This window comes from Rheinheimera sp. 4Y26 (assembly GCF_025245835.1).
Lineage (GTDB): Bacteria > Pseudomonadota > Gammaproteobacteria > Enterobacterales > Alteromonadaceae > Pararheinheimera.
This window is the reverse complement of record NZ_JAOBWS010000004.1, coordinates 195,365-209,477: the sequence shown is the minus strand read 5'-3', so window position 1 is coordinate 209,477 and position 14,113 is coordinate 195,365. Positions and strand designations below refer to the sequence as shown.

The window sequence follows — 14,113 nt, the reverse complement described above, 5'->3', positions numbered from 1 at the left end:
CCCTCGTTTGATGTAATAACAAATATTCAATTTGTCACTTTATTTTCACAACACCGTCATTTCTGAGCCTCAGTATTAGCCGCCGTCGGCCACTGCTCCGACCCACTACAACGATGAAAACAAACAACTATTTCAGGCGCATCTTATGTTCAGGCGCAATCTTTGGGAGATTTGACGTGTTATCAACCCCTTTACATCCTTTGTCACTGGCTTTATTACTGGCGTTACCGGCAGCTGCTGCAGTACCGGTTGAAGAAATGGCGAGCAATGTTGCTGCTGAAGCCGCGATTGAAAAAATTTCGGTCACTGGCAAAAAAGTGGCTTATGCCAATAACGCCACGGACGAAAGTGCGAAATTACAGCAGGCTGCCATCAGCAATGTGCTGGATTTAATCAACAAATTACCTGGGGTGAATGTAGCGCAGGGTGACGCTTTTGGTAGTGATGACTACACAACAACAGTCAGTATGCGTGGTTTTGTCATTGACAGAGCAGATCAGCAACTGGGCATTACCATTGACGGCCTGCCAAATGGCGGTTCGGCTTATGCCGGCGGCAGTAAAGCGAACCGTTATCTGGACAGTGAAAACACTGCTTTTGTGGAAGTCGGTCAGGGCTCGGGTGATATCAGCTCTGCATCTTTAGATGCGCTGGGCGGTACCATCAACTTTGTGTCGGCCAACCCAATGGCGGAACAACAGGCAAGACTCGATTACAGCACCGGCAGTTTTAATGCCCGCCGTTATTTTGCCCGTTTTGACTCAGGTGAAGTACTTGGTAACACCACTTCATATTTCAGTTTGTCAGACAGCTACAATAATCGCTGGATTGGCAGCGGCAGCAACGGTTTTTCCAATCGTCTGCACGCTGAAGCCAAGTCTGTGACTGAGCTTGAAAATACCCGCATTACCGCGCGTTTTTCATACGATGACGCCCATGAAGATAACTACGACTACCGTAGCCTTGAACAATTTAAACAGAACCCGAAATTTGATGGTTTAACCAACGTCTGGACCGGCAACCCGGATATTGATCAGAACTTTGCTGAAGCCTGGTCAACCTTACGTGAAAACACTCTGGCTTATGTCAAAGCTGAGTTCACTTTATCTGACAGTATGCAGCTGGATGTCAGCCCCTATTTGCATTTGCAGGAAGGCCGTGGTGATTGGTTACCGCCTTATCAGGTGTATGCCACAGATGCCAATGGCCAGCAAATTAGTCAGGGCAATGGCGCTAAACGTACCACTTTTAACTACGTCGATGCTCAGGGCCGTCCAATTCTGGATCCAAAAGCCGATGTCAGTAAAGCAAAAAGAGTGTCGTCTTATCGTCATACCCACTATGACAAAGACCGTTTTGGCGTAACGGCCAATCTGAACTGGCAGTTGGACAGCCAGCTGATCCGCGCCGGTATCTGGCTGGAACAGCAACAGCGTAATCAAAGCCGCGACTGGCATCAGGTGTTAGACGCTAAGGTCTATCACTATTTTGATGAAAGACCTTACTGGGTGCAGTTTAACGACGACTACCAGAACGATGTAATGAAGTTATATCTGCAGGACAAAATCAGCCTGGGGGATTTGGAGCTGACACTGGGTGTACAACAATACCTGGTGGATGTGGAGCGAACTGACAACTTTAACAGCAGCAACAGTGGCAAGCTCAATTCAGATTCTGATTTATTGCCAAGTGTGGGTATTGTTTATCCGTTAACCGAAAATCTTGAAGTTTTTGCTGGTTTTTCTAAGAATTTTAAAGCCATTCCAGACACTTTATTAAACACCGTCGGTCAGGACTTTACTAAGTTAGAACCGGAAACTGCGGATAATATGGACTTTGGTCTGCGTTATCAGGGCGACAGCATCAATGCGTCGGCCACCTTATATCAAATCAACTTTGATAACCGTATTACCTTATTGGCGTATCAGGAAGTGGATGGCGCGCCGGATTATCTGACAGAACTGGACGGTACCTTTGTTAACGTCGGTGGTGTGAAATCCAAAGGTCTGGAAGCCAATATCGACTGGCGTTTTGCTGACAGTCTGAGCCTCAATTCGTCGTTAACCCTGAATAATTCCGAGTACACTCAGAACGTCAACGGTTATCGCGCGGGTGATAAAGTGGCTGCAATTCCGGAGCAAATGCTGAGCGCAACTTTAAAATACCAGCATGATAACTACCGTGCAGGTTTAGGTGCCAAGTACACAGCTGAATATTATGGCGCGGCAAAACGCACTGAAATTAACAAAGTTGCGTTTTGGAACCGTGACGATATTCCATCCCACACTTTGCTGAACCTGTATGCAGGCTATCATGCGGAAATGGCGCAGGCAGGTTTTGCGCAAACTCTGGATTTATCTTTTGTCATCAATAACCTGACGGATAAAAGATATATTGCCGGTGGCCAGGAAGGCGCCTATTTATTAGGGGCTGAACGTTCCGCCAGTCTGACGCTGAGTTTAGGTTTTTAAGCAAAGTTAAATAGACTGCATCGGAAAAAGGACAAGCCAAGGCTTGTCCTTTTTTTGTTCAGACCAGGTTGGATTTTTTGCTGTTGAACGGCGCTTCACAAATCAGCTGCGCATTGGTCGTTTACAATCGAATGCCGTAAACAAGAGCGCGCAGCGCCCTCTAAAGCCCGTTTTTATAAAGGTTCCAGCTGATAGTTGCCTGTTTTCAGCGCCTGCGCCAATTCAAAAGAACGTTCTGTGACTTCTTGCCAATAAGCAATACGATTAGCGTCTGTTAATTTGCTAAAGTCGGTTCTGTCCGGAATTTTGCCATAAGGCAAACTTTTCACCCAGCTGTCGCTTGGGCATAACAACACCAGATTATGAAAATTACGCTTGTTACCACGGCGCCACTTTAGGCTTTTATCAAACCAGCCCGGGCTTAAATGCGGGTAAAAATGCGGATACAACACTAGGCCTTGCTCGCTAAAAGGCCAGTCAAAGTGATAATCCAGAATGCCACCATCAACAAAAACACCACTGCCTGCTTTGGCTATCTGCGTTACCGGGGCTATCACCAGCGGTATGGCGCCCGTAGCCAGCAATGCGGTTTTTAGATTGTCTTCGCCAAGCAGCACCCTTTGGGTGGGCAGATCGTTGAGGCTGGCAAAAGCAGAAGCTGAGTGTGGGTGCTGAAACAAATATCTTTGATAAAACAACCCCAGGCTGCGTCTGTGCACAAGGTTAGCCGCTGCCACCAGCGATAAAGCGCCAAGCTGGGCCGCTTTGGGCTGCAATTTGCTGATGCCTTTGGCGCGCGCCACCACAAAATTCAGCTGAAATACCGGGTTTTCCACCACCTGGCGCACATGCCCGGCTGTTGGAAATACCGCATCCATCACTGTGGCAGAAATTGCCGTGACTTCGCGGATATCAGCTTTGGGCGGGTAGCACAGGTTGCGGTAAGCGTCGCAAAAACGTCTGGAGGCGGCTGCCGGATCTTGTTGACCATAACAGGCAAAACGCCAGGCTCCGGCGGAGCTGCCTAAAAGCTGTAATGGCTTTTGCCGGCCTTTAAAAAATTCGCTGCAAAGGTACTGATCAAGTCCGAATAAGCTAAACCATTTGGGGCCGCCGCTGGCGCCAACCAATACTTCAACGGCGTCGCTGGTTAAACCATGCTGCTGCAGGTGTAAAAGGGCGGTCGGGCCTGCTTTTATAATAAGGGGTGAAGCCAAAGCTACTCCTTGCTGTTGTATAAATGACTGTGCCTAAAACAAAAAATGAAACCGGACTATAAAATCCGGCCGTATAATCGCTGATGCATCCGCTCGGCATATTCGTCGGTCATACCGGCAATATAATCGGCAATCACGCGCTCACCTGAGCCTTTTTGTTGTTGCAGTTGCCAGCGCTGCTGGGTATTAAAGGGCAATAACCGCAGTGGATCGCTGTGAAAAGCACTAAAGAGTTGTTGTACGATACGCTGACCACGAAATTCCAGCTGCTGTAAGCTTGGGTGCAGGATCACATGGCGGTACACAAATGACTTTAACAAGGTGAGCATCTGCTGTTCCACTTTGGGCAGCACGGCGTTATAACGAATTAATGGCTCTTGAGCGTCAGGCAACACCTCTGCCCATTGCACATGGGTAATCAGCCGGTTTACAAGCGCACCTATGGCATCTTTACGAATGTGATGCGCCTGATGAAACAGCTTGTCGCCGACTTGCCGTAAAAATTGCGCTGCTTCTGGTGGCCAGTCACGACAGAGCTCAGGCAGCTCCTGTTGCCAGATATGCTGTTGCACTGTGCCTGTTACTACAGCATCTTCCAAATCATGTACACCGTAGGCAATATCGTCAGCCAGCTCCATGGTTGAAGCGTCCAGTGATTTAAAGCGCGAACGGATAAAAGGCGCCTGACTGAGTTGTTCAGTCTGACAAAATAAATCTCTGTCAGATGCCGTCAGTGGAGCCAGGATCCAGTTCAGTACATCTTCGTCTTCGCGATAAATGGCTTTACAGGGTTTGTGTTTATCAATGCGCACCGGCTGCAACAGCGGGTATTTTAATAACCCCAACAAAGTACGGCGCGCTAAATCCATGCCGCCAGTTGCAGTATAAGGTTCGAGTTTGCCGACAATCCTCAGCGTCTGGCCATTGCCTTCAAAACCGCCAAAATCCGCCATTACGGCATTTAATGCAGTTTCACCGCCATGACCAAAAGGCGGGTGGCCGATATCGTGTGCCAGACACAATGCTTCCATCAGACTGTCTTCCGGCAATAAGGCTTGCAGCATTTGGTTGGGCGCGTTTAATTTCAGCTGAGCAACCAAAGCGGTGCCAATTTGGGCAGCTTCCAGTGAATGGGTTAAACGGGTGCGATAAAAGTCGTTTAAACCAACCCCCATAATTTGAGTTTTGGCTTGCAGCCTGCGAAAAGCCGCACTGTGTAAAATTCTGGCTTTGTCACGTTGCCAGGCACTGCGATGATCCAGTGGCCTTTGGGTTGCACTGGGTTCGCGTCTTTCATTCCATGCCGACATATCAGTTCCTGTACTGCAAAGGTGCCTTATGCTACGTCATTTTTCAGCAGCTTGCGACTGCTGCAAGTGAAGCCGGATGGCGCAGTACACTGAGTGATTAAATGAAAGTTTGCAGTGCATGGCAAAGGGTTGTTTCAGGTCTTTTAAAAAATGCTGGACAAAGATTTTATAAATACTGTATAAATAACCAGTACCGTTTAATTCGGATATAGTTCGGATAAATATCCCTGTTCTTACAACAAGAGGCAACACAACATGGCCGTGATCGTAAAATATGTGGTTGAACGCAACGGAGTAGAAAAAATGACTTTTGCTGCAAAAAACGAAGCCGATGCTTATGACAAAATGCTGGATATGGCCGATGACTTGTTTGTATTACTTGGCGCCAGTCAGCTGCTGCAGGATGAACAGATGCAGGAAACACTGGCCTTGTATTTAGCGCAGCATAAAGACGAAGTGTTACAGGCTCTTGGTGCCAAAGCAAAAACAGTTAAAAAAGATAAAATCACTGAGCAAAATGAAACACAGACTGATGTAAAAACTGACGCAGAAGCACCGCAGGACGTGGCGACTGCAGCGTTAAACCTGGTTGCAGCCTGAAGCTAAAGCTTATTGCAGTAAAAAAACGCTTTGGTTAAAGTTACTTTAAATCGGTAAAAAGCCCGCAATAGCGGGCTTTTTGCTGATGGTGGCCTTGGTTAAGGTTGGCTGAGCTGTTGTTGCAAAGCTTTGGCTTGAGCCAGTGTTTTGCTGGCGGCATCCAGTTTTGCTTTGGCTGCTGCAACTTCGGCTGGGCTATTGGCTTGTGAGAGCAGTGTAGCGGCGGTCTGTACTTCGGCCTGTGCTTTGGCGACTGCTGCATTTACTGCATCTAACCGGGCGGCTTTATCTGCAACTGCGGTTTGTTGTGTGCTCTGTAACAGACTTGCCTGTTCAGCCGCCATTTCTGCTGCCAAATCATTATCGTCGGCATTCCCCGTTGCAGGCGCGGCTTCGAGAGAATTCACGCTTTGCACAGCAGTTTTTACATTGGTATCAACAGCAGTGTTTAGCTGGGTATTCATGTCTGTTACAGGTTCAGTCAACGTTTTGGTTTGTGCTTGGGCCTCATCTTTCAGCTGGGCCTGAACCTGAGTTTTGAGTTGCTGGCCTTGTTGCGCCGCGGTTTGTACTGGGGCATTTACCGCAGCTTTAGCTTCTGTTTTGAGGGTAGTCACAGGCTCAGCCAAAGTTTCGAGCTGGCTTTGTGCCTGTTCTTTTACTTGTGTTTCCACCTCTAAGGCAGGTTGCACTGCCTGTTGCAGTTGGGTTTTTACATTTGTTTCCAGAGAGGTTTTTACGGCGGCCTGCACATCAGTTGCCGCTTTTACCTGCGTTTTTACCACGTTCACCTGCTGTTTTACTGCATTCACTTTGGCAGCAACAGGCTCTGTTGCGGTATTGATCAGCTGTTGTTTTTGCTGTTCGAGCTGGGCTTTGGCAACATCTTCCACCCTGGCACCGCCCAGTACGGCACCTGCAAGCTGTTGTTGCTGTACGCTCAGGCCAAGTTGGGCTGAAGCCTCGCTGCTGGCTTTTTGCAGTGCTTTTTGTTTTAGCTTCACCGGATCCGCATAGTCGGCTAAATCTGCCGGCCAGCTCGGCACCACCTTGGCGGCCTGATTATTCAGCTGCTCAGCAAAAATCTGCGGGGCGCCACCGGAAACCAGCATCACCGCCATTTGGTTGGTTTCTGAGTTCCAGACAAAACCAGCTTTTTCAGCCAGTTGTGGTATCGGAGTATGGTTGGACACCAGATAAAATAACGGTCCTTCCTGCTGTAACTTATCGGCTGTTTTTAACAGGGTGACGGCGGTGTCATAATGTTCGCCTAACAAAGGTTGCATCCGGTTTTTGATCAGCGGTTGCTCCAGCAGGTTCATTTCATTGGGATCAAGCCCAACCAGCGGCTTGAGCAAGGCCCACATCAGCTGTCCCTGAGGAGACAACAACAGTGCTGGTGCAACACAACCGGCCAATAATATGCTGATGGCAAAAATCCATGAACGCTGCCGTGATCGGCGAATGAATGCAAACACGCGAATAGTCCTGATCTGATTGAATAAAATATGGCCGACAGGCTACCACAGCAAGGCTTAAACGGCCAGAGTGGGGCGTTCTTACCATTACTGCGGTGGCCGGGCAAAGCGGCAAGCCAAAGGTTTTTCCATCAGCAGCTTTGCTTTTATTCAACTTCTGCCAAAAGCCGGCAGCCAGTTGGTCCAGACTGGCTGTAAACCAAGGCTGGTCAATACCTTTGCCATCTCAGCCGGGCTTCGCTCATCATCAATACTAAATTGTTGCAGTGCTTCTGGTGCCACCTGATAACCGCCGGGCTGGGTTTTGGAGCCGGCACTCAGGCTGGTGATCACCAGCGGCAATAACAAATCACGCAGTCTGGCGTTTTCCCGGGTGGATAAAATTAGTTCAAGCTCAGGCGCAAAAAGACGAAAAGCACAATACAGCTGCACCAGTTCGGCATCACCCACCAGTACCGCAGGCTCAACGCCACCGTTGCAGGGTCTTAACCTTGGAAAGGCGACACTATACTGACTGCGCCAGTAGTGCTGCTGTAAATGGCGCAAATGTAAACCAAGCGCTAAAGCATCTAGCCGCCAGTCGGCAAGGCCTAATAAAATGCCGAGGCCAATCTTGTCCAATCCGGCTGCACCCAACCGGTCCGGGCAATCAAGCCGCCAACGCATATCAGTTTTAGTGCCCTTTAAATGATAAAGCTGATAAGCCTGCGGTTGATACGTTTCCTGATAAACCAGCACAGTGTCGACGCCGAGCTGTTTTAGTTCCTGATAATCAATGCTTGAAAGCGGCTGTACTTCTAACATCAGACGGCTGAATAAGGGTCGCAGTAGCGGAATTTGCCGGCGAAAATAGGCCATGCCAACTTTGCGTTCATGTTCGCCGGTGACCAATAGCAGCTGATCATGGCCAAGAGATTTGACGGCCATGGCTTCCTGCATAAGCTCATCGCTGTTTAACACCCGCCGCTTTACCGCCTGGCTTAGCGAAAAACCACAATAAGTGCATTCGTTGGCGCACAGGTTCGACATATAAAGTGGTGCAAATAACTGCCGGGCAGCGCCAAAGTGCTGCCGGGTGAGTTCTGCAGCGCGTGCTATCAACTCTGGCAACATTAATTTGGCTTGTGGGCTTAACAGCACGGCCAAATCGGTCAGATCCGGTGTTTTGGCATAAAGCGCCTGCAACACTCTGGTTTTATCGGCTGTCACTAACTGCAGCGCGGCAAAATCAGTGTGTGCCAGCACTTCACTAAATGGCGGATGATGAAAAGTTGTGCTTGCAGTGCCGTTAGTTGCGGTTTCAGCCTGATGATGACTCATGTTAAATAATCCAGTAATGCTTCTACCGGGCTGGTGGCGCTGGCACCATGCTGCGCCGGAGCAAAACGCGCTGTTAACCCTGCGGCGCCGGCTTCAACCGCCAGTTTAAAGGCGCTGGCGGCCTGCAGCGGATTTTGTGCTGTAGCAATGGCGGTATTGACCAGCACTGCGGTTGCGCCCATTTCTATGGCGGCGCAGGCATCTGAGGCTTTACCAATGCCGGCGTCGATAATTACCGGCACCCTGGCCTGACTGATAATAATGTCCAGCATCAGGCGGTTTTGCAGGCCCTGATTAGAGCCGATAGGGGATGCCAGTGGCATTACCGCGGCGCAACCGGCATCCTGTAATGCCTGACAATGCACCGGATCCGCGCTGCAATAAGGCAAGACAATAAAACCTCTTTTGCATAGCTCTTGTGCCGCTAACAAAGTTTGGTGGGGATCCGGCAACAGATAACGGGGATCAGGGTGAATTTCCAGTTTCAGCCAGTTGGTTTGCAGCAATTCACGGGCAAGTTCGGCAGCAAAAATCGCCTCTTTTGCATTTACTGCGCCTGAAGTATTGGGTAATAACCGCACTCCTGCCTGCTGCAGTGGCGTCACTAAATCAGCAGAAGCCTGGCCTGGCTTTAGCCGTTTTAGTGCCAGCGTGACCATCTCTGTACCACTGGCCTGAACTGCATCCAGCATCTGTTGTGCACTGGCAAACTTGCCACTACCCAGCAATAATCGGCTGGAAAATTGTTGTTGTGCGATTTCAAACATCTTAACCTCCTGCCACCAGATTAAATATCAGCAACTCGTCCTGATGCTGAAGTTGTTGTGTTGGCCACTTTTTACGTGGTACTACCTGCTGGTTCAGCGCTACCGCAACTTGAAGCTGCCCGTCAGGCTCGCCGCTCCAGGCTGTTAACAGCTCTGACACTGTGGCCTTTGCATCAATCACAAAAGGTTGTTGGTTCACGGTGAGTTCTATTATTTGATGTCCGTGCATCAGAAGCTCCTGGTGATCTGAGCAGTGTGTTGACACACTGCGATAAAAGCTTGGGGTGGCAGCGATGATTGAGGTGTTTTTGATTGAGCAGCAGAACTGTAAGCGGGCAAAGCTGGTAGGGCGCCGCCCTGACAAACAGCACAGTTTTCATCTGCGGTTATGGTTAAAGGCACAAAGTTTTGTTGCTGATGCTGATACAGTAAAAACCAGCCTTTTTGTTGTGCACCGCGCAAATAATGCAGAGCGCCACTGCTGAGCTGCATTGCCAGCGTTGCCACCAGGGGCGCAAAAACACCCTGACTGGCGCAGCCGCCAGGCGTCAAAGGTAGATCCTGGCCCAGACACAGCAGACAACCCATCACAGGCGCAATCTGCTGATTTTCAGCACGATCCGCGCCTTTGTTTTCAGTGGGGGGGGCAATGCTGTGTTGAATGTTGTGATCTGTATTCTGTGCTCCCCCTGTTGTCGTTGGTGGCATCAACCAACTATATCCCTGATAAGCGACCACAGAGGCGCCGGCCCAGGCTTTCTGATATTGCCGGCACAACAGGTTAAGCAGTAATTTTGTTGCCTGACTGTCGGAGCAATCCAGCACAAAGTCCACTTTGGGTAACAGCAGATGCAATAAGGCTTCGTCAGCATACTGAGCAAACGCCGTCAGCCGTATATAGGGGTTATAAGCCTGAAGGGCTGCTTTGGCGGCTTCTGCTTTATTCTGGCCAACGTCAGCGGGGCGATACAAAGGTTGGCGCGGCAGGTTACTCAGCTCCACTTTATCGCCGTCACAAAGCCATAACTCACCAACGCCAGCGCCAGAAAGATAAGTAGCGGCAGGGCAGCCTAAGCCACCCAAACCAATCACCAGCAGCTTTTTTTGTTTTAATAACAGCTGCTGCGTTTCACTCCAATCCGGCAACAGCAGCTGGCGGCTGTAATATAAAAACTCTTCGTCTTTGAGCGTACCTGCAGCTTTTTGCTGCATACCGGCAGTATTGTTATTCAGCGACATAATGAGCTCCCTGGATAAGCAGCAACACCATGACGTACATCAGAAAAAGGCTGGTACAAGGTCTGACAGTATGAATGCAACTGTTTGAGCGCCAGCTCAGGTTGCGCTGCCTGTGTAATTGCCGACACCACAGCCACGCCGCGTACACCGGTTTGCAGCACAGCACTGATGTTGTGCTCGCCAATGCCGCCAATAGCCACAGTTGGAATATCGTCACAAAGCCAGACGTAATCAGCCAGACGTTTTAACCCCTGGGGTTTGGACGGCATTTGTTTGGTTTGGGTTGGGAAAATATGACCAAGGGCAATATAAGAAGGTTTTAGCGGTAGCACTGCAGCAAGCTCAGCATAACCGTGGGTGGACACACCTAAACGCAGACCCGCGCCGGCAATGGCCGCTAAATCGGCTTGCTGTAAATCTTCCTGTCCCAGATGCACGCCATAAGCCTGATATTCAATAGCCAGCTGCCAGTGGTCATTAATAAACAGCTGGATTTGATAATCACGGCAAAATTCCACAGCGGCCGAAATTTGCGCCCTGAGCTCTTGTTCGGTTTTGTTTTTCAGTCGTAATTGCACTGTCTGTAAACCCAGGGGTAATAACCGTTTGAGCCAGCTGATATCGTCCAGCACAGGGTATAGGCCAATACTTTGGCTTAAGCGCGCAAATGTGGGCGTTTTATCCTGCGGTATTGAATTGGTTGTGATGCCGGTCGTGGTGCTGTTGGTATAACTGGCTGCGTTATCCGTTATGGGGGGCACAGGGGCAGTATAAAGCGCCGGAAAATCCTGTTGTTGTAATGGCCAGCCCAATCGCGCCAGAGAGCCAGCGCCCTGACCTGTGGCATAACCGGCGCGCAGGCTTTGCTGTAAATATGCCCGGCCTAATACTATTGCATCCGTCAGATCGTAGTTTTGCGCCCATAGCGCAGCGATGGCTGATGCCAGGGTGCAGCCTGTTCCGTGTTGATGCGGGTTATTAAGTCTGTTGCTGCAAAGTTTTATTGCACCCTGAACTGCATTATCTTGCTCAGTTGCTGGCACAAACAGGTCGATGATGTTGTTGTATTCATTCGCGGCGCCATGGCCACCCTTTAATAAAATGGCTCCCTGATAAATTTCCCTGAGCGCTTTAAGCTGTGCATTAGCTTCGTCAGTATCAGCAGCGCTGGCTTGTTGGTTTTTCCGGGCAAAATACGCAAGTTCCGGCAGGTTTGGCGTGAACAGCTGCACTTGTTGCAAAAGCGCCAGGCACGCCTGAGCGCTGATATCAGATAAACAGCGGCCAGTGCTTGCCACCAACACAGGGTCCCAGATCACCGGACACTTCGGTTGATGTGTCGCCAGCCACAACGCCAAAGCTTCAATCTGTAAATCATCAGCCAGTAAACCAATTTTAATGGCGGCCGGCGGTAAATCCTGCCACAAGGCATTGAGTTGGCTGCACATCACTTCGGCAGACAGCGCAAACACATCGACCACCGCCACGCTGTTCTGTGCGGTTACAGCAGTGATCACAGTGCAACCATGGGCAGCAAAATCACTGACCGTTAATAAATCTGCCTGAATACCGGCACCACCACCGCTGTCGCTGCCACCAATACACCAGACAATAGCTTTGTCGCTGTTCATAAAAGCTCCGTTTCAGCTTTGGTCTGGTTTGCTGTCGTGGAAGTTTCAGGCCGCACTGCATCCACCGGCACCGACAGCTCACGCAACTGTTGATTGAGTTTCATAGAGCAGAATTTTGGCCCACACATGGAGCAAAATTCGGCATGTTCATCGGCTTGCGGACTGCTTTGCTGGTAATAACTGCGTGCTGTGTCGGGGTCGAGCGCCAGATTAAACTGATCCTGCCAGCGAAAATCATAACGGGCCGCTGACAAGGCATTGTCGCGAAGCTGTGCAGCCGGATGGCCTTTGGCTAAATCCGCAGCATGCGCTGCAATTTTGTAGGTAATAAGCCCTTGTTTTACATCTTCTTTATCAGGTAAACCCAGATGCTCTTTAGGGGTGACATAACAAAGCATGGCGCAGCCAAACCAGCCAATCAGCGCAGCGCCAATGCCCGAAGTAATATGATCATAACCCGGTGCAATGTCGGTGGTTAAAGGGCCTAAAGTGTAAAAAGGCGCTTCATGACAGTGTTTAAGCTGCTCTGTCATATTGGCCTGAATAAGATGCAAAGGCACATGGCCCGGGCCTTCAATCATCACCTGCACATCATAAGCCCAGGCAATTTTAGTCAGCTCGCCCAAGGTGCGAAGTTCAGCAAACTGCGCTTCGTCATTGGCATCGGCAATAGAGCCTGGGCGCAGGCCATCCCCAAGGGACAACGAAATATCGTATTTGGCACAAAGCTGGCAAATTTCTTCAAAGTGAGTGTAAGCGAAGTTTTCCTGCTGATGCAGTTCACACCACTGCGCCATAATAGCGCCGCCGCGTGAGACTATGCCGGTTAACCTTTTGGCGGTAAGGGGTAAAAACGCCCGGAGCACGCCGGCATGAATCGTAAAATAATCCACCCCTTGTTCGGCTTGCTCTATCAGGGTTTCTTTAAATAACTCCCAGCTCAGCTCATTGACCCTGCCGCCGACTTTTTCTAAACACTGATAAATAGGCACAGTGCCCACAGGCACAGGGCTGTTGCGGATGATCCATTCACGGGTTTGGTGAATACGCCGGCCCGTTGATAAATCCATAATGGTGTCAGCACCCCAGCGCACCGACCAAATCAGCTTTTCCACTTCTTCTTCAATGCTGGAGCTCACCGCTGAGTTGCCGATATTGGCGTTTACTTTCACCAGAAAGTTTCGGCCAATGATCATCGGCTCAGCTTCAGGATGATTGATATTCACTGGAATAATGGCGCGACCTGCGGCCACTTCTGCGCGAACAAACTCAGCGGTAATTTGTTTGGGAATAGCAGCGCCAAAACTTTCACCGGGATGTTGCGGGGCTAAACGTTCGTCCTGCTGCCGGGCTAAATCGGCAAGGGCCATATTTTCGCGACAGGCAATAAACTTCATTTCGGCCGTGATAATACCGGCGCGTGCATAATGCAGCTGAGTGACCCTGCGGCCTTGTTTGGCCACGCGGCAAGGCACGTCAAATTCAGTTGGCCAGGCATCCAGTTCAATACTGTTGTCCTGATAACTGCGCTCGACCAACTCAGTATCAGCACGTTCCTCTAACCATTTTTTGCGCAGTTGTGGCAAACCACGGCGAACGTCCGGGCTTTGTGCCGGATCACCAAAAGCACCACTGCAATCGTACAGCAGCACCTGGCTTTTTGCTTTATCGGTAAGCTGTACAGCTCGGCAGGGCACCTGAATATTGTCCCCTGCATCGAGATAAACCCGGCTGGAGCCACTAAATAAATGAGGTGTCAGGGTATGAATGTTTTGCTGAGCTTGTGCACGGGCGGCGCGGCGGTTTTGTGGTTTAGACATAGCAATCCTTAATAAACCAAAAGGGTTAAATTAAATTGCTTATCTGGAGTGAGTTGGAGTAATGACGGCTGTGGATAAAACTCTGCCGCTGCACAAAGCTGTGCCAAAAACTTTATTTAAAGCCAAGGCAACTCTGAAATGAATGCACATTACCCTTGTTTCCCTTCGCAGGTTCTAGCCTGATCAGGTTCAACGGATCCCGCATTACGCGGTCTCAGCCCAAATGGGCACTCCGACAAGTGGCGCTGAGTATAATGATT

The 14,113-nt window shown here is 49.8% G+C and carries 11 protein-coding genes and 1 riboswitch; of the genes, 2 read left to right on the top strand and 9 right to left on the bottom strand.

Going from position 1 to position 14,113, the window contains the following annotated elements; translation table 11 throughout:
• Positions 1-176: 176 nt before the first annotated feature.
• A complete protein-coding gene (locus N3Z11_RS07670; protein ID WP_260656574.1) occupies positions 177-2,471 on the top strand; it encodes a TonB-dependent receptor domain-containing protein in 2,295 nt (764 codons plus the stop codon).
• A 173-nt stretch (positions 2,472-2,644) separates the two neighbouring features.
• Here N3Z11_RS07670 and N3Z11_RS07665 read toward each other — a convergent pair whose 3' ends face one another.
• Positions 2,645-3,688: a patatin-like phospholipase family protein gene (locus tag N3Z11_RS07665; protein ID WP_260656573.1), complete on the bottom strand. Its 1,044-nt coding sequence runs from the start codon at positions 3,686-3,688 to the stop codon at positions 2,645-2,647.
• Between the two features lie 56 nt (positions 3,689-3,744).
• On the bottom strand, positions 3,745-4,998 hold the full coding sequence (locus N3Z11_RS07660) for an anti-phage deoxyguanosine triphosphatase (RefSeq protein WP_260656572.1): 1,254 nt from the start codon (positions 4,996-4,998) through the stop codon (positions 3,745-3,747).
• 255 nt (positions 4,999-5,253) lie between these two features.
• On the opposite strand from N3Z11_RS07660, the gene N3Z11_RS07655 reads away from it, so the two are divergent.
• A complete protein-coding gene (locus N3Z11_RS07655) occupies positions 5,254-5,598 on the top strand; it encodes a YebG family protein (protein WP_313771344.1) in 345 nt (114 codons plus the stop codon).
• A 98-nt stretch (positions 5,599-5,696) separates the two neighbouring features.
• Here N3Z11_RS07655 and N3Z11_RS07650 read toward each other — a convergent pair whose 3' ends face one another.
• The 7 genes from N3Z11_RS07650 to thiC all read right to left on the bottom strand — a co-directional run bounded on the left by N3Z11_RS07650 (position 5,697) and on the right by thiC (position 13,853).
• Positions 5,697-7,076 (bottom strand): hypothetical protein, encoded by a 1,380-nt coding sequence (locus N3Z11_RS07650; protein ID WP_260656571.1) that lies wholly within the window; start codon positions 7,074-7,076, stop codon positions 5,697-5,699.
• 150 nt (positions 7,077-7,226) lie between these two features.
• Positions 7,227-8,396 carry a 2-iminoacetate synthase ThiH gene (gene thiH / locus N3Z11_RS07645; protein ID WP_260656570.1) on the bottom strand — a complete coding sequence of 390 codons (1,170 nt, stop codon included), beginning with the start codon at positions 8,394-8,396 and terminating at the stop codon, positions 7,227-7,229.
• The gene (locus N3Z11_RS07640) at positions 8,393-9,163 is read right to left on the bottom strand and encodes a thiazole synthase (protein WP_260656569.1); all 771 of its coding nucleotides are present in this window, start codon (positions 9,161-9,163) and stop codon (positions 8,393-8,395) included. Before N3Z11_RS07640 ends, thiH begins: the two co-directional genes overlap by 4 nt.
• 1 nt (position 9,164) lies before the next feature.
• Complete coding sequence (thiS, locus tag N3Z11_RS07635; RefSeq protein WP_260656568.1) at positions 9,165-9,392, bottom strand: sulfur carrier protein ThiS; 228 nt, start codon at positions 9,390-9,392, stop codon at positions 9,165-9,167.
• Positions 9,392-10,402, bottom strand: coding sequence for a ThiF family adenylyltransferase (locus N3Z11_RS07630; RefSeq protein ID WP_260656567.1), 1,011 nt, complete (start codon positions 10,400-10,402; stop codon positions 9,392-9,394). The genes thiS and N3Z11_RS07630 overlap by 1 nt, the downstream gene beginning before the upstream one ends.
• A complete protein-coding gene (gene thiE, locus N3Z11_RS07625) occupies positions 10,393-12,033 on the bottom strand; it encodes a thiamine phosphate synthase (protein ID WP_260656566.1) in 1,641 nt (546 codons plus the stop codon). Before thiE ends, N3Z11_RS07630 begins: the two co-directional genes overlap by 10 nt.
• Positions 12,030-13,853 (bottom strand): phosphomethylpyrimidine synthase ThiC, encoded by a 1,824-nt coding sequence (thiC, locus tag N3Z11_RS07620; protein WP_260656565.1) that lies wholly within the window; start codon positions 13,851-13,853, stop codon positions 12,030-12,032. The genes thiE and thiC overlap by 4 nt, the downstream gene beginning before the upstream one ends.
• Before the next feature lie 142 nt (positions 13,854-13,995).
• A riboswitch (TPP riboswitch) is annotated at positions 13,996-14,098 on the bottom strand.
• Positions 14,099-14,113: the final 15 nt, after the last annotated feature.

What these genes read in the sequence shown, in the direction of transcription:
- N3Z11_RS07660 (WP_260656572.1), bottom strand. Translation starts at nt 4,998, where the DNA reads ATGTCGGCATGGAATGAAAGACGCGAACCCAGTGCAACCCAAAGGCCA.
- N3Z11_RS07655 (WP_313771344.1), top strand. Translation starts at nt 5,254, where the DNA reads ATGGCCGTGATCGTAAAATATGTGGTTGAACGCAACGGAGTAGAAAAA.
- thiH (WP_260656570.1), bottom strand. Translation starts at nt 8,396, where the DNA reads ATGAGTCATCATCAGGCTGAAACCGCAACTAACGGCACTGCAAGCACA.
- N3Z11_RS07640 (WP_260656569.1), bottom strand. Translation starts at nt 9,163, where the DNA reads ATGTTTGAAATCGCACAACAACAATTTTCCAGCCGATTATTGCTGGGT.
- thiS (WP_260656568.1), bottom strand. Translation starts at nt 9,392, where the DNA reads ATGCACGGACATCAAATAATAGAACTCACCGTGAACCAACAACCTTTT.
- N3Z11_RS07630 (WP_260656567.1), bottom strand. Translation starts at nt 10,402, where the DNA reads ATGTCGCTGAATAACAATACTGCCGGTATGCAGCAAAAAGCTGCAGGT.
- thiE (WP_260656566.1), bottom strand. Translation starts at nt 12,033, where the DNA reads ATGAACAGCGACAAAGCTATTGTCTGGTGTATTGGTGGCAGCGACAGC.
- thiC (WP_260656565.1), bottom strand. Translation starts at nt 13,853, where the DNA reads ATGTCTAAACCACAAAACCGCCGCGCCGCCCGTGCACAAGCTCAGCAA.